The organism is Anabaena sp. UHCC 0253 (assembly GCF_009712085.1).
GTDB lineage: Bacteria > Cyanobacteriota > Cyanobacteriia > Cyanobacteriales > Nostocaceae > Dolichospermum.
This window is the reverse complement of the sequence record NZ_VILD01000007.1, coordinates 101735-121145: the sequence shown is the minus strand read 5'-3', so window position 1 is coordinate 121145 and position 19411 is coordinate 101735. Positions and strand designations below refer to the sequence as shown.

At 38.1% G+C, this 19411-nt stretch carries 16 protein-coding genes; 8 read left to right on the top strand and 8 right to left on the bottom strand.

Annotated features, from left to right (window positions below):
* The coding region (locus FJR38_RS18930) for a DUF4277 domain-containing protein (protein ID WP_168538761.1) at positions 1–374 on the bottom strand (374 nt) is incomplete at its 3' end.
* 617 nt (positions 375–991) lie between these two features.
* Here FJR38_RS18930 and FJR38_RS18920 point away from each other — a divergent pair.
* Both FJR38_RS18920 and FJR38_RS18915 read left to right on the top strand, forming a co-directional pair.
* Complete coding sequence (locus FJR38_RS18920) at positions 992–2002, top strand: LD-carboxypeptidase (RefSeq protein ID WP_168490968.1); 1011 nt, start codon at positions 992–994, stop codon at positions 2000–2002.
* A gap of 535 nt (positions 2003–2537) precedes the next feature.
* Positions 2538–2906, top strand: coding sequence for a pentapeptide repeat-containing protein (locus FJR38_RS18915; protein ID WP_168538759.1), 369 nt, complete (start codon positions 2538–2540; stop codon positions 2904–2906).
* A 217-nt stretch (positions 2907–3123) separates the two neighbouring features.
* Here FJR38_RS18915 and FJR38_RS18910 read toward each other — a convergent pair whose 3' ends face one another.
* The 5 genes from FJR38_RS18910 to FJR38_RS18890 form a co-directional block, all read right to left on the bottom strand.
* Complete coding sequence (locus tag FJR38_RS18910) at positions 3124–3939, bottom strand: DUF1838 domain-containing protein (RefSeq protein WP_168538757.1); 816 nt, start codon at positions 3937–3939, stop codon at positions 3124–3126.
* Positions 3940–4112: 173 nt separating this feature from the next.
* A complete protein-coding gene (locus FJR38_RS18905; protein ID WP_168490972.1) occupies positions 4113–4919 on the bottom strand; it encodes an ADP-ribosylglycohydrolase family protein in 807 nt (268 codons plus the stop codon).
* A 303-nt stretch (positions 4920–5222) separates the two neighbouring features.
* Positions 5223–6134: a peptide chain release factor N(5)-glutamine methyltransferase gene (prmC, locus tag FJR38_RS18900; RefSeq protein WP_168491170.1), complete on the bottom strand. Its 912-nt coding sequence runs from the start codon at positions 6132–6134 to the stop codon at positions 5223–5225.
* A 148-nt stretch (positions 6135–6282) separates the two neighbouring features.
* Positions 6283–7047, bottom strand: coding sequence for a Tic22 family protein (locus FJR38_RS18895; RefSeq protein WP_168538755.1), 765 nt, complete (start codon positions 7045–7047; stop codon positions 6283–6285).
* Between the two features lie 498 nt (positions 7048–7545).
* Entirely contained in the window at positions 7546–11286 is a 3741-nt protein-coding gene (locus FJR38_RS18890) for a hypothetical protein (RefSeq protein ID WP_168538753.1), read from the bottom strand.
* Between the two features lie 455 nt (positions 11287–11741).
* Here FJR38_RS18890 and FJR38_RS18885 point away from each other — a divergent pair, with 455 nt between their 5' ends.
* From FJR38_RS18885 to cobT, 3 genes are all read left to right on the top strand, one after another.
* On the top strand, positions 11742–12440 hold the full coding sequence (locus FJR38_RS18885; protein ID WP_168490978.1) for a Crp/Fnr family transcriptional regulator: 699 nt from the start codon (positions 11742–11744) through the stop codon (positions 12438–12440).
* Positions 12441–12714: 274 nt separating this feature from the next.
* Entirely contained in the window at positions 12715–13425 is a 711-nt protein-coding gene (locus FJR38_RS18880; RefSeq protein ID WP_168538751.1) for a DUF2232 domain-containing protein, read from the top strand.
* Positions 13418–14521 carry a nicotinate mononucleotide-dependent phosphoribosyltransferase CobT gene (gene cobT / locus FJR38_RS18875; protein ID WP_168538749.1) on the top strand — a complete coding sequence of 368 codons (1104 nt, stop codon included), beginning with the start codon at positions 13418–13420 and terminating at the stop codon, positions 14519–14521. The genes FJR38_RS18880 and cobT overlap by 8 nt, the downstream gene beginning before the upstream one ends.
* Here cobT and FJR38_RS18870 read toward each other — a convergent pair.
* Positions 14518–14895 (bottom strand): hypothetical protein, encoded by a 378-nt coding sequence (locus FJR38_RS18870; protein ID WP_168490984.1) that lies wholly within the window; start codon positions 14893–14895, stop codon positions 14518–14520. The genes cobT and FJR38_RS18870 overlap by 4 nt on opposite strands.
* Positions 14896–15315: 420 nt before the next feature.
* On the opposite strand from FJR38_RS18870, the gene FJR38_RS18865 reads away from it, so the two are divergent.
* A complete protein-coding gene (locus FJR38_RS18865; protein ID WP_168538747.1) occupies positions 15316–16464 on the top strand; it encodes an extracellular solute-binding protein in 1149 nt (382 codons plus the stop codon).
* 2 nt (positions 16465–16466) lie between these two features.
* On the opposite strand, the gene FJR38_RS18860 is transcribed toward FJR38_RS18865, so the two are convergent.
* Entirely contained in the window at positions 16467–16997 is a 531-nt protein-coding gene (locus FJR38_RS18860; RefSeq protein WP_168538745.1) for a hypothetical protein, read from the bottom strand.
* A 73-nt stretch (positions 16998–17070) separates the two neighbouring features.
* Between FJR38_RS18860 and FJR38_RS18855 the strand changes: the two genes are divergently transcribed.
* A complete protein-coding gene (locus FJR38_RS18855) occupies positions 17071–18474 on the top strand; it encodes an amidase (RefSeq protein WP_168538743.1) in 1404 nt (467 codons plus the stop codon).
* Positions 18475–18628: 154 nt separating this feature from the next.
* Complete coding sequence (locus tag FJR38_RS18850; RefSeq protein WP_168490991.1) at positions 18629–19267, top strand: histidine phosphatase family protein; 639 nt, start codon at positions 18629–18631, stop codon at positions 19265–19267.
* Positions 19268–19411: the final 144 nt, after the last annotated feature.

The window sequence follows — 19411 nt, the reverse complement described above, 5'->3', positions numbered from 1 at the left end:
TCTACTTGGAATTTATGGGCTGCTTTTATCGCTACTGCTGTAAATATTTTTGTTGTTCCTACTTGATGATACTTGTCTAGTTCTCTTCCTAGTTTGTCATCATTTAAATGTGATGCTAATACTCCTTCTCCTATTAAATGTTCTGTTGATTTTCCTACGAAAAATTCTCCAAATAGATATAATGGGGCGCTTAAAAAGCCTAATCCATTTAAAATCATTGCTTTTATTACTTGTCCTGGTGTTAGGGTTTCTTTTATTTTTATTCCCACTATTTTATTCACTTCTTCTACCAATTCCATTTCGTCTATTATTCCTGCTACTATTCCCAAATGGTCTATATTTAGGATTTTCATGCCAACTTGAGACTCTTTCATGGTTTTTCCCATCTCTATTTGATTTGATTATTTTAACAAATAAAAGCCTGAAATCTTTGCTAGGCAATCTTTTCAGGCTTTTATTTATGAAAATTTTTAATTCCTAAATTTGCTTTAGTATCTGCGGAATGTGGGATATAAGTTAAGACAATTGCAAACAGAACCAATAAAACCACTGCAATGGGTAGAAAGTTCCCTAGAAGACCTCAAAAAGTTTCCTGAAGAGGTACAAGGGGAAATAGGATATGCGTTCAAGCTGTAGTTAATAAAAAAGTAAAAAATGAAATTTTACTTATGATTCAATCTCAAATTCAGCAGCATGAAGCAACGATAAATCTACTTGTACAAAATCTGATGGTTTTAGAACAACTAAAGAAAATGTTATGTACAATACAAAATCAAAATTCAATACCCAATACTCAACCAACAATAGATTTTAATTCAAATACAGAGTTAATAAGTAGGTGAACAGAAAAATTTAAAGGTATATAACGGTATGTAAAGTTGTCTCAATGCGATATTATGATTGAGTTTCAGCCATTTTACAAAGAAAAGTTCTAGACTGAATAAAATAATCTTACCAGAGTTACCCTGTAATTATTCAGCATATACTTTCCATGCACATCAACCGTCGTCAATTTCTCACCACATTGGGATTAACCACCATAGCTACCCAAATCCCTCCAGGTATAGCCCAAAATCCCCTTACTAACCTTAAACCACCACGATTAAAAATAGGCGATACTGTCGGCTTAGTTTCCCCAGCAAGTATCATTGAAACCCAAGATATAGAAGATGCAAAACAAGTCTTAAAAAAATTAGGTTTACAAATCAAAATTGGTACACATATTTTAGATCGTTATGGTTATTTAGCTGGAAAAGATACAGACCGCGCTCACGATATTAATACCATGTTTGCTGACCAATCTGTAAAAGCAATTATCGCCATGCGTGGCGGTTGGGGTTGTAATCGAATTTTACCATTACTTAATTATCCGTTGATTAGTAGGAATCCAAAGATTATTATGGGTTACAGTGATATCACTTCTTTGTTATTAGCTATTAATGCTCGCAGTCAATTAATTACTTTTCATGGTGCAGTTGCTACATCAACTTGGAATCAATTTACAGTTGATTACCTTAAACGTATCCTTTTTTATGGGGAATTAGTCACCATGGAAAATTCCGCCATACCCACGGGAAAAATAGCAGTAATTACCCCTGGAATAGCGAGAGGAAAATTAATAGGTGGTAATCTATCAGTTGTGTCAGCAATGCTAGGTTCATCTTATCTACCATCATGGCGCAAAAATATTTTATTTGTAGAAGATATTGGTGAAGATATTTATCGCATTGACAGAATGCTAACCCAGCTAAAAAATGCTGGTATTCTCAATCAAATTTCGGGTTTTATCTTTGGACAATGTACTAATTGCAAAGTTGATGATCAACCTGCATTTACATTAATGCAAGTATTAAAACAGCATATCACACCATTAGGAATTCCCGCTTGGTACGGTTCTATGATTGGTCATATTTCAGACAAATTTACAATCCCTGTCGGTGTAGTAGTAGAAATAGATGCTGATTATGGCCGAATCACGATGTTAGAAGCTGCTGTCATTTAACCGCTTCTTTGTCCCTAAAATCATGGCTAAAATTCTACTCTAATATTGATAGCTTCACTACCAACCCTAACGTCTTTATACTAAACGACTGCGCTATTTACTATTCAGCACTGTTTTGTTAGCTACTAACTGCTTGGAGTCATTTTTAACTAGTGTCAGTTAAGAAAGTGTCACTCTCTACACTAGCCATTTGGTGTTAAAAGAGATATCGTTAGTGAATGCAAGGAGTGATACCACTTCATCTTATATTTGTTACAAGTTCCCTCGCGCTGCTAATACTTTCTGTTATTTGAGTTGCGGGTTTCAGATGTCACAAAGATAGTGAGTTGGTAGAAAGTTATACGGGGAAACGCTTGAGTTAGAAAAAAACTCAGGCGTTTTTCATGTGTAAAATAGTTAGGTAAGTATGGGCGGTATGAATATAGTCGTACTCGATGATACCACTAACCCTATTAACTGCCACCTGTCATCAATCACCTTTCCCCTGCTATATTCTAGAAATAGAGGTTTTGTTGCTCAAGTAGGTTAACAAGATATGGATACTGAGGAACTAAAACGGCGTTATGTTGCAGGAGAAAGATATTTTGTTTCTGCTAAATTAGTCAAAGCTAAACTAATTAATGCTTATTTACCTGGAATTAATTTGTGGGGAGCAGATTTAAGTGGAGCTAATTTGGCTAAATCTAAACTCTGGGGAGCAGATTTGAGTAGCGCGAATTTAGCTAAAGCGAATTTGACTAAAGCAAATTTATCTGGTGTTAATCTTACTGAAGCAAATCTTCGAGGCGCTAGGCTGCACTATACTAAGTTGTATGGAGCGAATTTACATGGTGCATATTATGACGAAAGCACCAAATTTCCTAGAAATTTTGATCCTCTTAGCCACAAGATGCAAAAGCTGTAATTAGGAGTCAGGAGTTGTAAGGGCGAAGCCCTGACGGGATTGGAAGCATTAGTATTCGGTGTAAGGGCGAAGCATTCGGACGATAAATTATCGGTTTTTTTCCATGTTTATTTTCCGAATGCTGATGCTTCCAGCACGCTTCGCGAACGCCCCTACAGGAGTTAGGAGAAGAAAGAAGAAGAAGGAACAAGAAGAGGGAAGAAGAGGAGTTTAAGAACTAAGCTTCTTCTGGTGCTGTTATGGGGAATGTTTCTCCAGCTAAATAGGCGGAAAAATGCTTTTGAAAATAAAGCCAAGATGTCATGTCTTCTCCTTCCATATATGTTTTGGGTGCTTCTTTATATAGGGGAAGGCGGGTGTTGATTTCTTGTTGTAAAATTGGGTGTAATTCTGTTAAATTGCTGACTTTATTACCTGTAGCACTGTAGATTAAATAACCAGGAAGTTTACCCATTTTCATCCAGGGCAACCATTGACCGATTCTATCCCAAGATAGACTTAATTGTGTGACTGAATTTAAGTCTGAGTTAACTAAATCAGCAGTGGGAACAGAGATTTTAAATAATTCTGCTGCTTGGTAGATTTCCCCTGGACAATAATCAGTAAATTCGGGATTTTCTGCTAAAGGGTTGGGATAATTAGGAAAGATATCAAATACAAAATTGGTTTTTTCTCCTTCTATCTGCACAGGTATTTTGCCTTTAAATTGACCTTGAACAGGACTATTGGCAACGTGCATGACTGGAACTATTTCATTTGTCCAAGGGTTTTCCCATTTATGTAAAATATCCTTTGTTTCTGGGTTGAGGTAATAAGTGAGTTCTCTAGAAGTAAAATCCCAGCTACCTTCACCAGTAGGAAAACAACGACTAACACTCATGCCGACAATTTTAAATAATAGTTGTCGTTTTTCTCCAGGAATAAAACTATAAATATTCCCAGTCCAAGTCAGGAAGTTAGACTCTTGAGAATCTAGGGAAGCACGAGTTTTAATCCATTGTTGAACATCTACTAATTGGGTTTGGCTTACCATACTAGGGGACTCCTATAGCTAAAAAATAATTGACAATTGAGAATTGATAATTGAAGGTTTAAAACCTCTTTATTAAAGAAAAAAAGGCTGAAAAATTCCTCTTTCTCAATTCTCACACTTGAGGACGAGGTAATTGTCAATTCTCGATCTGCTTTTTCCTGATCTTTGAGTTGTTAGGCGTAATACTGCAACATAAATTTATCAGTAACACGCCAAAGTCGTTCATCTAATTTTGATAATGCCCATTCGGCAATTTCTTGAGGTACACCACCATAAAAGGCTTCAGCGATACTGCCTGTAATACAAGCTATGGTGTCACTATCACCACCAATGGAAATAGCATTACGAATTGCATCTTCAAAATCTGTAGATTCTAAAAAGGCGATAATGGCTTCAGGAACTGAATCTGGAGAGGAGTCGCTAAAGTTGTAGGTTGGTCTAACTTCATCTAAGGTAGGCTTTAAGTTATAGCCAAAGGAATTTTGAATGTAGGATTTGATTGTGGGTTTATCATAGCCAGTACGCGCCAAAAAAATGGCGGTAGCGGTAGCTTGTGCGCCTTTTATTCCTTCTGGATGGTTGTGAGTAACTTCTGCACTGCTTTGAGCTTCTTGTAAGACGGTGTTTAAGTCATCAAAGGCAGATGCTATGGGACTAACTCGCATTGATGAACCGTTACCCCAACTGTTGTAGGGTTCGGTGCTATTTGATTTTGCCCATTCTCGAAATCTATCACCATAACCAACTTCTGGATATTCGGAGTAGTATAATTTGAAGTTTTCGATATATTGAATTTGGTCAATATATTTGGTATTGTCGGGGAATGTGTCAGCGTTGAGAATGACTTCTGCCACGGCTACTGTTAGCACTGTGTCGTCTGTGAAAGTACATTCGTCACTAAACAGAGGAAAATCCTTAGTTTTGATATTGTGGAACTTATAGATAGAGCCAATGATATCACCAGCGATCGCACCCAGCATAATTATTTAAATTAAATTTGTTTTTCCAAGCTTATTACTGTGTACTAGTGTGGCACAACTGTAAGCGATCGCTGACTTTATATTGCAATTGACACTAAATAGGGTTTACTGCAAAAGTTGTCGGTGACGACAGGGAACAGGGAACAGGGAACAGGGAATAGGGAATAGGGAAAACTTCTTAACAACTGACAACTGACAACTGACAACTGACAACTGACAACTGACAACTGACAACTGACAACTGACAACTGACAACTGACAACTGACAACTGACAACTGACTCCTTTAAAAGTCTTTGTGTGTCTAAGTTTTACCACTTTTCTTATACGCAATGGCAAAACGTTCAATCCCGGCTAAATCAGCATGAATAGAAATATGACAATAATTACCGTTATTTTCCAATAATTCTTTGACTATATCGGCTTGTCCCGCCATCATTTCAATTAACCACACCCCACCAGGACGCAAATAAGCAGGGGAAACTGCAATTAAATAACGAATATCATCTAACCCATCTGCACCACCATCTAAGGCTAAATGGGGTTCATGTTTAACAACTTCTGGTTGTAACGTCAAAACAGTATCGCTAGGTATATAGGGCGGATTTGATACCATGCCACTAAACTGACCTTTCAGTGATTCTAAGGGTTGCCACCAAGAACCCTGATAAAATTTAATCCGTTCCTCAAAACCCAAATTTTCAGCATTGGTTTGAGCAACTGCTAATGCGGCTGGACTAATATCTACTGCATGAATTGTGGTATTTGTCAATACTTCTGCTAATCCCAGAGCGATCGCTCCACTACCTGTTCCCAAATCTGCCCAATGTCCTGCTTTCATCTCACTGTTAGCAGCCGCAACAGCCAAATCAATCAAAATCTCTGTTTCTGGTCTGGGAATTAAAACTGCATTGGAAACTGTAAGTTGAAACTTCCGCCAAGATGTCATTCCCGCAATATACTGAACCGGTAAACGGTCATGTAATCGCCTTTGCCACAATTGCTCTAATTCTATAAGAGACAATTGTATGGGGATGTAATTTTCTATTTTATAAGATTCTAAACGCAGTGCTAAACGGTCTAAATTAGTTATTATTTGTAATAGCCAATCTACCTCAATAGGAGATATATCCGCAGCGATCGCAGCTTGAATTGCCGCATTTCGCCACTGCCAAATTTCTAAACCAGAAACTATATGATTTGGCTTTAACATCATAGAAGAAGGAGTCAAAAAGAAGGAGTCGTAGGGGCGAAGCATTCGGGCGATAAATTATCGGTTTTTTCCCAAGTTTATTTTCCGAATGCTTCGCCCTTACACTGAATGCTTCGCCCTTACACTTACACCGAATGCTAGTCAAGATTAACTATTTTTTCGGTGAATTTGGAACTAGAGAACGAATAAAGTCTATTGACTCCCGTGATGGAAACAAGAAGATTTTACTAGTGCTGGGATCATTACTGCTATTGAGTGTGTCAATCACTCCATACAAATCTACTACTTGAATTTCTGTATTTGCAGCTTCCTGTGGTTTTGCTTTTTTGAAGGCTTCTAAAAGAGCAACTGCTTGTTCTTTTTCAAAATAGAAAGGAATAAAACGCTCATTTCCTTGGGGAATTGTCAAATAGCTATTCCCTTGTTTAAATTTCGGCACAAATAAAGGAATACCATTAAATTGCTGACCTTGTTTACCACTAGAAGTCAAAATAGTTCTAGCCGAATCAACCTGTTGTTTTGCAGGGACTAAGGTAAAAACTACCCCAGAATCTTTTTTCTTGTTATTTTCTACTACTAATTTATAGTAATCTGCCAAAGAAACAGGTCTAACTTGGATAGTGCTTGCTAATTGGGGATTTTCTTTTTTCAGCCGCCCATCTAGGAAACCTTGAGCATCTTTTTTACTAATAAAAAAGCCTATTTGGGAAATAGTCTTAGATTCGTTTTTTCTGGAGATAACTACAAATTCTCCTTTAGGATTTGTCAGTGTAAAAACAGGTACTTCCTGTAAAGTTTTTACCACTTGCTCCTGTGGTAAAGCTATTGCTTGCAGATTATTCATGCCCGAAATTCCTGCAAACATTACACTTCCTGCAAGACCTAATGTTACGCCCCAACGTACTAATAATTTCATAATTACTCCTCGTGTCGCTAATTTAATTAATGCCCGTAACTAGACAAATTGTGAGATTTATGGACTAATAGCTGGTTTTAGTTATATAGCAATCCATTGAATTTTTGAAAAACGGATGGTAGCTATTTAGGATCAACTATCAATTGTCAAAATGCAGTTTTTTCAATTCTTTTGGTAGTGATGATATTATCGCCTCTAAAAACTGAATATACCCATTAAAGTTATTTTATTTTTATTTTTGCTTTGATCGTCATTTTCATTACCCCACCTAAAAGCCTGAAAATCCCATTATATGGCCGTCCCTAGTACGGTGAGGACATCAAAGATGATGAAACTCTATCCACAAGAGGGTTTTACTCCAGCAATTCTGACTCTTGCTATATGTCTTCTCCAGGGAGAAGACATATCCTGATATTTTGAAATTGAATTCTATCTCAATGACGCTCTAATTAAATTTAACGTTCCAATAACTTTGCATCTCCAATAGCTGCACCATTTTTAGAAAGAAACCGGTTGACTTGGCAACAGATAACTATATGGTTCTTCTAGGGATTGAACGGTACTAGATTTAATGGCATCTAAATAACGTAGTAATAACTGGACTTGTTGAGAATTGGGACGATAGGAAAGATTACCTTGTTTTTCAAATAGGGGTGAAGAAACTGTACCTGCTGTGAGTGGTGCGATCGCTTTGTAGTCAGGATTTTCTTGGGAATTATGGGTAAGCCAAAGGTAATCTGAAGCCGCAGGAATTAAACCTGGTGGTAGTTCACCTTCCAAGAAAGCCAATAATCGCTGTTGGCAGATGCGGGTATTAATACCACGACTTTCAAATAATTGCAAGACTTCACCAAAGGAGAGAGAACGGTTAGGTAATAATTTCAACAGTTCCGAAAAGAGGAAATAATCTGTGTATTGTTGTTTAGGTATGTCTAAAACTTGGGAATGCAAAGGTAACATAGTTAAACCTAATGCTACTCGACTACAATTGGGAGCGCCATTTTCACCAAGATATAAATCTTGAATAATCTTGGCATTTGGCAGTTTTTGGCGTAACCAACGGTTAATAGTGCCGACTGAAGCCACACCACCGCTAAGGACTGCTTGATTAATCGCTTCGGTGGGAATACCACGGGCTACTAATAATTTATTGAGTTCTCGATTTAGACGACGGACAAAGGGGACAAAAACTTGACTTTCTAAATCTCGGCGTTGTAGTACCCAACGTTGATCAGCGAATTCTAGAGTAAAGGTTTCTTGATGCTGGAGAATCAATTTCAAAGCTAAAGCAGCATCTAATAAAGCTTGTCCTAGAAGAGAACTTTCTAGACGTTGTTGGAGACGAATACGGGCTTGTGTATCTGGTTCTCCCACTTTAGGTAATGTCAAAGCTTCCAATCCTAAACTAGAAAATTGCATTTGGTCTAAACCAGGAATTGAAGGTTGCCAATGCCAAGGATTAGTATTAGCAGATTCATTAGGTTGACCAGGTTCACGGGGTTGGCGGGATTTTGGCGGTAGTAATAACTGACAGATAATATCCTGTTCAATGCCTTTACCAGAGTAGGCAAAATTGTGAAGCATGAAGTCTTTATGTGTCAATTCTCCCAAATTTGCGGGAATATCTACTAAAGTCATTTCTGTAGCGATCGCCCCAATATTGATGGCTAAGGTGTTACCGACAAGGGGATAATCACTAGTTTTTAAAGGTTGTAAACCCTGATTTTGACTGATTTGAATAGATTGGCCATTAGCATTGTCTAATTCTGGCAGCAAACTAGCGATCGCTTCTTCAACAAAAAAGATTTGCTGGGGATGAGAGACAAGTTGACTGCTAAGAATCGCTTCCCGGACATTAAAACGATATTGTTCTGTCCAACTAGAGGGACAACTACAAATCACACCCGCGATGTTATTAATCACCCTAGAAAAAGTTGGGATATTCATCCCCACTGCATTAGCAATTAAAGCCGGTGTGGTGCTAGTTTGACTGGATCTGAGTGTTAATAGGAGTTTAGAGAGCGATCGCACTACCCAAATCAAGGGACCTGATGAAAATTCATTTAATTGCAACATAGGTTCCCATTTTTGTCTTTCTTGTTGGTAGGGAACAGCTATTTGTAAATAAGGCTTTAATTGTGCTGAGTAAAGATGATGAGGAATTGATGACTGAGAAAACTCTGATCCTCCACTTTTTACCTGATGAGCGGCTGAATTTGTCGGTAAATAAACCTCGGCTGGTAAACGGAAAGATTGCTGAAAAGACGCATTACTAGTTTGATTTTCTGATGACCAATAAATGGGATAAACTACCAATTGAGATTGATTCAATAAAGCCGCAGAAATTCCCGTTGTTCCTAAATCAATTCCTAAATACCAAGTCCCATTTAAAGTATCTCTAGGAATAAGATCATTATTTTCATCCTTGGAAACTGAGATTTGAGGAACAGTAACTGGAGGTTGTTCAATGGTGATTGGAGATGGCTGAATGGTGCTTACCGACGAAGAAACATTTTCTTCTATTTTTGCTTGTGGTTGAGGAGTATCTACTTTTTCATTAGTAAGTATAGTAACCGCATCAGCCTGACTTGTCGGTTCTGCCAACGTAGTTAATGGTTGATCAAAATTAGCTAAATCTTGATCTAATTGTTGCCGTTGTTTGTCATCTAATATAATCTCTGGAATACCAGAAATATCATCATCTGTCAAAGCTAGTAAATTTTCCTCTGAAGCAGCAATAACGTACTGTTCCGGTAGTGATGTCCTAACTTCTGAATTCACCTTTTCTGATAATACTTCCAATGCCGGTTGTTCATGGTTAGTATCAACCAATAAATCAGTCAGCACTGTAATTGTATTCTCACTACTTGGCTCTTCCAGCGATTTCTCTCCTATGACAACTTCTGTGACTGGGATTGTCTCTTCTGGTAAAGATGTAGTTTCAAGTTCTGGTGATTCACCCCAAAGACTTGGTAATAACAGCACATCTTCTTGCGGTTCTGCTGAAGTTGTAGAGGGAGCGATTTCCGGCAGATCAGAAGTAGTCAAATGGCTATTTTCTGGTGTTGATAACTCCTGATTAACAACTTTCTCTGATTCTGGGAGTATGCTGTTACTAGAAAAAGATAAATTTAATTGGCTAACACTTTCCGCATTAAAGAAAGTCGCATAAAGTTCATCTACTTCATCTGTACTTTCTAACTGTAATTCACTGGCTAATTGTGGTTGATTTTGTGATAAATCTGTCTCCAAACTAATTGATTCTATTTCCGCAGGAGGAATTTCTGTTTGCACATCTTCTAAATGTGTTACTGCTTCCACCGGAGGAGACTGAGTTAATAATGGTGAGGCTGTTATTATCTCAGTATTTACATTTACAAGATCATGCTCATTAATTAGAGATTGCTGTTGTAAATATTGAGTCAAATTATTTAAAAAATTCGCCATCAACTGTTCACCTTGCATTCCCTGACTGTGCATTTTTGCTAGTGCTTGGGATAATGACTGATAATAGGTGTTAATATTCCGTTCTAGGGCTTCAAAAACAATATTTACAGTTCCATCTAAGGAAAGCAAGCGTTGATCTAAATTCCGAGCTAAATTTGCTAACTGTTCTACCCGTTCGGCTGATTCTAAAATAGGTTGAATTGCCGAAGTAACTGCTTCTAAATTTTGCTGAGTAGGGTTAAATATGGGACTATTATTTGATTTTAAATGTGGCACTAACCGACCCATCAAGACTTCTAAAAATTCAGAAATCATCTGTTCTTGGTTTGCTAACTGCTGGTTTAAGGAATAGTTTTGCAGTCGCTTTTGTTCTAGTTGTCTAATTTCTTGAATCAGATTTGCTCTTTCTGCCAATAGCTTGGACAACTCTGCTTGCAAAGGCTGAAGCAAAATGTTAAATTCTTGTTTTAGTTGTGAAGCTTCTAGATTAGTTGGTTCTGGTGGAGATGGAGAAGACTGCAAAACTGGTTGGAGATCACCCTGTTGGGTGAATTGTGTCAACAGAGAGGAGAATGGTTGTGAGGGTGATGGATTAGTTGTTTCTACGGGCATTTCCGCTTCTGGAACTTTATCCTCGCCCAATTGAACCAAAAAGTCACGCACTCGTTGTAAAACCTCTTTTTCCTGTGGTGCTTGGTTAGACAGGAATTTAGAAAGACCTTTACCACTGTAGGATAGTAAGTGATCAATGTCTGCAATTAGTTGGTTAATTTCATCTGGATGGAAAGTCACGTTAAATTACCTTAGTAAGAAATGTACGTTGATTTGTCAAGGCTTGACAATTACAGCAACTTTGAGAGTTATTTGGAATTAAGGTATGGAAAACTTGGCTGATTCTATAACCATTTGTGGTAAATTATTGCTTAACTTATCTTTATCTGAGATGATGAATGAAAGGAAAAGTACATAGAATATACGGATATTCTCTTTATTAGTTGTCTAGTACATATAATTTCACATCTAAGTGTATTTAGCGATATTAATTGTTAGGTTAATCATGTAGTAGTTCATTCATACTGAGAGAGTAATATTTGTGATAAAAACCCCCAGGTTGACTTTTTTGTGTAACATAGTTGAGTTTGATCTCGAAAAACCTCTGTTAAAAGCGGTTGTAGTTTGATAGCGTCAGTTTAAAATAACGATCTTATTGTTGTGATGATAGCAGCTTTAATAATCAAGATGTCCTAATGGAAGAACGATATAATACAAACAATACGGCTCACACATGGATGGTTTCATCTCCCTTTTTTCAAGGGTTGCCAGAATCAGGTGTGGAAAAAGCTCTTGTTCATCTTGTTACGCGCACTCACCCAGCCAATCAAGTAATTTTACTAGAAAATGACTGGGGTGGTTCAGTGTATTTTATTGTAGATGGATGGGTAAAAATCCGTACATACAATTTAGATGGGAAAGAAGTAACGCTGAATATTATTGGCAAAGGGGAATTATTTGGGGAAATGGCCGCACTAGATGAAGTTCCCCGTTCTACTGATGTCATTACTCTGACTCCGACGATGATTGCGAGTATGCCTGCTCAAGATTTTGTGAATTTGCTGCAAACAGAACCATTAGCGGGGCTGAGATTGGCACAGTTAATGGCTAGAAGGTTGCGACAAGTTAATAGAAGATTACGGCTGCGAGAATCAGATAGTCAATCACGGGTAGCGGATACATTGCTATTTTTGGCTGAGGGACAAGGTAAACAAGGTAATACGGGAACAGAAATCCCTAATTTACCTCATCGGGAATTAAGCAGTTTAAGTGGACTGGCACGGGAAACTGTGACAAGAGTGCTGACAAGACTAGAAAAAAAAGGTTTGATTGTGAAGGATCAAGATAGAATTTGTATTCCCGATTGGTCTGCTTTGGAAAAAACCATAGTTTAATTTAAGTAGGTGAACAAAAAAATTTGGCATTGCTGATAGCCTGCGTGGCGATAGCCATATTAGGGTATGAAATTGAAAAATCAATGATTTCAAACTCGTACTCTCTGCGCCTCTGCGTGAAACAAAATCATACTCTTAATCAGCAACACCAAAAATTTAAAGGTATGTGAAGAAAAGCAAAGCAAGCTGAAACTCTTTCCCCCTGCGCCCTGCGCCCTGCCCCCTGCCTTATCCCCACGACAATTTTTAACACTCACCTACTTAGTGGTCTTGCATGAGTATTGTTGATTCCCTACCAGAAGAACCAGAGAAAGATCCATCTCCTGAATCTTCTCCTCAAACTCAATTACAGTCTCAACCTCTGAAAATTGAGAGTACCTTGAGGCTGGTGGAAACGGCGTTTTTAGCCAGTACGGCTAGTTTGATTTGGTTTATCAACTTTTATTTTCCTTTGGGTCCGGTATTGCGGGTATTTTTTCCTATCCCCATCGCTTTGGTATATTTGCGTTGGGGTAAACGTGCAGCTTGGATGGCAGCGGTGACTTCTGGGTTGCTGTTGGCTGTGTTAATGGGACCTGTTCGCAGTTTGTTATTTATCATGCCCTTTGGCTTGATGGGTGTGCTGTTAGGGGCAACTTGGTATCGCCGCGTCTCCTGGATTGTTTCTATATCTTTAGGGACGTTGTTAGGCACTCTGGGGGTATTTTTTAGACTGTGGTTTTTGTCTGTGTTATCGAGTGAAGACTTATGGGTTTATGTGATTAACCAGGTAACGGAAATTATTGAATGGTTTTTCTTGAAGTTGGAATTGTTGACTACTCCCAATATGTTATTAATTCAACTAGGAGCGATCGCTCTGATTGTTATTAATAATTTTATTTATTTGTTTATAGTTCATCTGACTGCTTGGTTACTTTTGGATCGATTAGGAAATTCCATTCCCCGACCACCTCGTTGGGTGCAAGTGTTGATGGATTATGATTAATATTTACACCCAAGTTCCCCAGGGGGAAGCATGGTTAAACCGCTATCGGGGTAGTTTACCAATATTTGCTTGTATTTTAGGATTTACAGAAACTGGTTTAATTCCTGGTATTTCTGCGGCTGGTTTGACTCCAGAAGATCGCCAATATACGGCTTGTGCTGATGGGGAATATTTATATTATGGTGCTAAACATCAATTTCAGTATTCTCTTCCCCCTTTGACTTCAGGGGCTTCTCCGGTGCTGATTTCTCGGTCTGTGGTGGCGAATCTCAACATCCCTGTTTATTTGTTTAATGCGGGTTTGGTAAAGACTCCACCTGTACCATTAATTGATTTGGGTGGTGCGCCGGCTAGGTGTTTAAGTCTGGGGGCGGCAATGGATATAAATACGGTTAAACATTTATTAGAACAAGGATTGCTTTGGGGTGATCAATTAAGTTCTCAAATCAGTTCACATGGATATTTAATTTTAAGCGAGTGCGTTGTCGGTGGCACAACAACGGCTTTGGCAGTTTTAACAGGTTTGGGGATTGATGCTGTCGGTAAAGTTAACAGTAGTCATCCTGTCTGTAATCATCAGCAAAAATGGGATTTGGTGCAAGCTGGGTTGGCACAAATGCCCCCGTCAGTCAATCCTTTAGAACTTGTGGCCGCAGTAGGTGATCCCATGCAGGTTGTAGTAGCAGGAATGGCGATCGCTGCTAGTCGGCGTTGTGGGGTATTATTAGGTGGAGGTACGCAAATGTTAGCAGTTTATGCTTTAATTCAAGCGATCGCTCACACTTATTCTTTATCTTGGCAACCCGCAGAAATTGTCATTGGTACAACTCGTTGGGTAGCTGAAGATCCTACCGGAGCGACGGTTGATTTAGCCCTGAATCTCGGCAAAAATAATCTTCCTCCTCTGTTAGGGACACAATTGAGTTTTGCTAATTCTCGATATCCCCAACTTCGAGCTTATGAACAGGGTTTTGTCAAGGAAGGTGTTGGTGCAGGAGCAGCTTGTATTGCTGCCTCTTTAAGTCAAAATTGGCAGCAAAATCAACTTTTGGCAGTTATTGAAGCTCAACTAGAACAACTTAGCAGCAAGCCCTAATTAACTCTCTGTCTGAGTAATTGTTCTTCTAATGCAGCAATCCGATGATATGCGGCAGTTAATTGAGTTGTTAGGCGTTGAATTTGGATTTCTGGCGTTATTTGTCTATCTCTAACTTGATAATTTATTTCTGGATAAACAATACCATCCATGAGGATATCTTTATGCTCCATTACGGCATTGATATTTATTTGCTCCGTTAAATCATATACTTGGCTCTGTTTGGTTTCTAGATAGTTTTCTCTGACTGGTAATTTCTCTAAAGATGAATCTGATAAAGCTTCTGATAGCCTCATATCCAGCCTTTCAATTACTTGATAGATAGCTTCAACTTTCTGGCTTAATGTGAGGATTTGTTTTTCTAATGATTCCATTTAATACCTGCATCGAAAAATATTTACTCTATGTTATTCACTTTACTGACTATCTTAGCTATACTTCTGGATTATTTAACTTTTTATGAATTTTTTGCTCCCGCGATTGTTGTTAAATTTTCAGTTATAGATATAAATCAATATTATTCATAAGTTAAGCTAGACTTATAATTTGTAGTTATACCTGTAGGAATTACGCAGAAGTCACGAAAGAACGTTCGTAAAGCGTGTCGAAGACATATCAAGAAGAAACGAACCACGAAGGGACGTTCGCGGAGCGTCTCGAAGAGATAGGACACTAAGAAAAGAGGGTTTAAGAGATATTTTGCGTAAGTTCTCACCTGTATTTGAAAAATACGTAAATCTCTATTTTCGCTAAAAATGATTTAGGATTGCTATGTTCACTAAATTTCAAAATCAATGGATCGACGATCTTTTTTATTAGGTACAAGTACGTTAGCACTTTCTCAAGTCATAACTGGCTGCGGAACAAAACAGCAACCATCTCTGAGTGTACAGCTATTAAAAGGTTCTATCCCTAGTCAGGTAGTTAATCAATTTCAGAAAACTCTACAGTCAGGAGAAAAGTTAAAATTCACCCCTGTTAATCAAATTCAGGATTTATTTAAACTCTTACAAACTTGGCAAAAACCGCAAACTAATAGTCAGCAAGAATGGACTCGTTTTTTACCATTCAATCAAAATCAAAAATCATCTCCAGCAAATTTAGTGACATTGGGAGATTATTGGTTACAAGCAGCAATTACCCAAAAACTCATTCAACCGCTGGAAACAGCAAAGATCAAAAATTTATCTAATTTAAATGAAAATTGGCAACAACTCGTTAAACGAGATGAAACAGGCCAGATTAATCCCCAAGGTAAAATTTGGGGTATTCCTTATCGGTGGGGAAATACAGTAATTATTTATAATCAAGAAAAGTTTAAACAGTTAGGTTGGTTTCCCACAGATTGGAGTGATTTATGGCGGAGTGAATTGCAAAATCGGATCTCTTTACTGAATCATCCTCGAGAAGTGATTGGTTTGGTTTTAAAGAAATTAGGAAAATCTTATAATACAGAAAATATTAACCAAATCTCTGAACTGGAAACAGAATTACAAAAATTAAATAAACAAGTGAAATTTTATGATTCTACAAAATATCTAGAACCCTTAATTACTGGAGATACTTGGTTAGCTGTAGGTTGGTCAAATGATATTATGCCCGTCATTAGTCGTTATCAAAGATTGACCGCAGTTGTTCCCCAATCAGGAACAGCAATTTGGGCTGATTTATGGGTAAGTCCTCAAGGTGTTGTTAATGATAATTTGCCATATCAATGGCTAGATTTTTCTTTGCAACCCAATACAGCTAAAAAAATTGTTTCGTTAACTAAAAGCAATTCCCCTGTTGATAATAATATTGTTCCTGGAGATATCCCCAAGCCGGTACAGAACTTATTATTAACTAATTCGGAAGTTTTCGCCAAAAGTGAATTTATATTACCCTTACCGCCTGAAGTCATGCAAAAGTATGAAGCCTTATTTATCAAGATGAAAAAATCGTGATTTTATAAAGAATAACGTAACCCGGCTTTGTTTTGATTATTCATTTGAATCCTACATAAAAAAGGACTTTTCGCAAAATTACAGGTGTAAGTTGCTAAAATTTCTCTTTGATAACTAAAAACTCGGATGTTGTAACCGGAATTGCTGGCTAAATTACCTAATTGATTGACAAAAACATATCTTTCTAAATAGTCTAGTAAACTCCAAATTTGCTGATTGACAATTAAATCTACTCGTGGTGATTCTGTTTCTGATTTTGGGTAAGCTATCCAATTAGATAAAAGTTTGTTTTCTGAATTTTCCTTAGCCCACCATAAACTAGGAACTGTTAACTTTTCGGGATGAATAGTTTTAGCTGTGATGATATTATCTTTTGGTCGGTTTAGTAAATATAACTCTAAAGGTGCATCCGAAGGTAAGGGGATATTTTCGGCATTTGATGGTAAGATAGGGAGAAAAGAACAAGTAGAAAAACTCAGAGTTAATAACAGTGGCAGTGATTTTTTGGAAATCCAGAAATTACCTTGCATCATACCTTCTCCTATGAAAATTTTTCGTCAATGTCTAACATTAAAAGTAACAAATCCGATTTGAAAATTTCTATCTATGAATAAAATTGATTTAGCATTTACCCCAGCTTTAGAGTTAGCAAAATTAATCCGGGTTCGGGAAGTTTCACCTCTAGAGTTAGTAGAAGTATATTTAGAACGAATTGAACGCTTAAATCCCCAATTAGGAAGCTATTTTACAGTCACAGCAGATTTAGCTGTTACAGATGCGATCGCTAAAACAGAATTGCTGACGACGACTTCAGAGTTACCGCCATTTTTTGGTGTCCCAATTTCGATTAAAGACCTCAATGTTGTCGCAGGTGTGACTTGTACTTATGGAAATCCGGCATTATTAAATAATATCCCTAATTATGATGATGGGGTAGTAACGCGAATTAAACAAGCTGGGTTTATTATTCTTGGTAAAACTGCAACTCCGGAATTAGGTTCTTTTCCTTACACTGAACCTGTGGGATTTACGCCTGCGAGAAACCCTTGGAATTTAGAATATACTCCTGGTGGTTCTAGTGGTGGTGCAGCATCATCTGTAGCGGCGGGATTAAGTGCGATCGCTCAAGGTTCAGATGGAGGTGGTTCAATTCGTGGACCTGCGGCTTGTTGTGGATTAGTAGGGATCAAACCAGCGCGAGGAAGAGTCACTAAAGCACCTGTAGGCGATCGCTTGGGGGGCATCGCTGTTAATGGTCCAATTGCCCGCACTGTGGCTGATGCAGCGGCTATGTTAGATGTCATCTCTGGCTATTTCACAGGTGATCCTTATTGGCTACCAGATCCACAACCGTCATTTCTCGCATCAACTCAAGTCAAATTAGAAAATCTGAATATTGCTTTTAGTACAAATATCTTTCCTTTTGGAGAAGCAGACGCTAACTGTCAACAAGGGGTAATCAAAACTATTCAGTTACTAGCACAGTTTGGCCACCAAATTACCGAAAAATCCCCAGATTTGAGTAATTTAATTGAACCATTTAAAATTGTCTGGCAAGCTGGAGTAGCAGCAGCAGGAATTCCCTCGGAAGCATTACAACCTTTAAACCGCTGGTTATTAGCAAAAAGTGGTTCTGTGGCTGAATATCTGCAAGCACTAGCCCAAATGCAGATCGTGTCACGGCAAATTATCGCCTTTTTTGATACTGTAGATGTCTTAGTATTACCAGTTTATCTCCATTCCCCAATTCCCGTAGGTGCTTGGGCTGATTTGAGTCCAGAAGAAACATTTGCCAAGATTGTGCATTGGGTTTCCCCTTGTCCTGTAGCAAATGCGACTGGATTACCAGCGATCGCCCTTCCTGTTGGTTTTGATAGCAATGGTTTACCCCTCAGCGTGCAATTAATTGGTAAACCGGCGGCTGAATCTACTCTCATTAGCCTAGCAGCGCAATTAGAAGCCGCTAATCCGTGGATTGAATATCGTCCAGCTTTTGCAACTATATCGTAGGAGGTAGGGGCGCAGGGCCTGCGCCCATTCAATTGTCAATTGTTGTGAGGGAATTGACCTTTTTGGCCAATTACTTTGTCCTGGTTTCACATACTCAATTTGAAATTGATGGTAATTTATTTTTGCACAACCTCTTTTATCCCCATCTCCAGCTATGACACTGAATTTATATTTACTGCGACATGGCGAAACAACTTTTAGTCAAACTGGTAATTTCTGCGGTAAAACTGATGCAGAATTGACAAAAGAAGGAATGCAAATGGCATCTAGTTTTGCCGATGTTTATAAAAAATTGCAGTGGGAAGCGGTTTATGCTAGTCCAATGAAACGCACAGTTGCAACTGCTAAACCATTTTGTGATGCTATTGGTATGGAAATGCAGTTGCGGGAAGGACTTAGAGAAGGTAGTTATGGTGAATGGGAAGCTAAGAGTAAATCGTTTGCTCAGGAAAATTACTCAGAAAACTATGTAAAATGGTTGACAGAACCCGCTTGGAATGCACCACTAGGTGGAGAAACTGCGGTAGATATTGCTAACCGTTCTATGCCTGTAATTGCGGAAATTCAAGAAAAACATCCCCAAGGTAATGTTTTAGTCGTTTCCCATAAAGCCACAATTCGGATTATGCTTTGCAGTTTACTGGGAATTGATTTGGGACGCTACCGTTATCGGGTAAATATTTTAGTTGCATCGGTAAGTATGGTTAAATTTGACGTAAATGGTCCCTTATTAGAAACATTAGGCGATCGCCATCATATACCAGATCATCTTCGTTTTCGTGCAGGAACATAATAACAATTGACAATTGACAATTGACAATTGACAATTGGTGATTGGTGATTGGTAATTGGTGATTGGTAATTGGTAATTGGTAATTGGTAATTGGTAATTGGTAATTGGTAATTGGTAATTGGGAGGAGAAGAGGAAAATGTTCT

What these genes read in the sequence shown, in the direction of transcription:
- cobT (WP_168538749.1), top strand. Translation starts at nt 13,418, where the DNA reads ATGATTAATATTTACACCCAAGTTCCCCAGGGGGAAGCATGGTTAAAC.
- FJR38_RS18865 (WP_168538747.1), top strand. Translation starts at nt 15,316, where the DNA reads ATGGATCGACGATCTTTTTTATTAGGTACAAGTACGTTAGCACTTTCT.
- FJR38_RS18895 (WP_168538755.1), bottom strand. Translation starts at nt 7,047, where the DNA reads ATGAAATTATTAGTACGTTGGGGCGTAACATTAGGTCTTGCAGGAAGT.
- FJR38_RS18880 (WP_168538751.1), top strand. Translation starts at nt 12,715, where the DNA reads ATGAGTATTGTTGATTCCCTACCAGAAGAACCAGAGAAAGATCCATCT.
- FJR38_RS18860 (WP_168538745.1), bottom strand. Translation starts at nt 16,997, where the DNA reads ATGATGCAAGGTAATTTCTGGATTTCCAAAAAATCACTGCCACTGTTA.
- prmC (WP_168491170.1), bottom strand. Translation starts at nt 6,134, where the DNA reads ATGATGTTAAAGCCAAATCATATAGTTTCTGGTTTAGAAATTTGGCAG.
- FJR38_RS18855 (WP_168538743.1), top strand. Translation starts at nt 17,071, where the DNA reads ATGAATAAAATTGATTTAGCATTTACCCCAGCTTTAGAGTTAGCAAAA.
- FJR38_RS18915 (WP_168538759.1), top strand. Translation starts at nt 2,538, where the DNA reads ATGGATACTGAGGAACTAAAACGGCGTTATGTTGCAGGAGAAAGATAT.
- FJR38_RS18885 (WP_168490978.1), top strand. Translation starts at nt 11,742, where the DNA reads ATGGAAGAACGATATAATACAAACAATACGGCTCACACATGGATGGTT.
- FJR38_RS18905 (WP_168490972.1), bottom strand. Translation starts at nt 4,919, where the DNA reads ATGCTGGGTGCGATCGCTGGTGATATCATTGGCTCTATCTATAAGTTC.
- FJR38_RS18920 (WP_168490968.1), top strand. Translation starts at nt 992, where the DNA reads ATGCACATCAACCGTCGTCAATTTCTCACCACATTGGGATTAACCACC.
- FJR38_RS18870 (WP_168490984.1), bottom strand. Translation starts at nt 14,895, where the DNA reads ATGGAATCATTAGAAAAACAAATCCTCACATTAAGCCAGAAAGTTGAA.
- FJR38_RS18850 (WP_168490991.1), top strand. Translation starts at nt 18,629, where the DNA reads ATGACACTGAATTTATATTTACTGCGACATGGCGAAACAACTTTTAGT.
- FJR38_RS18910 (WP_168538757.1), bottom strand. Translation starts at nt 3,939, where the DNA reads ATGGTAAGCCAAACCCAATTAGTAGATGTTCAACAATGGATTAAAACT.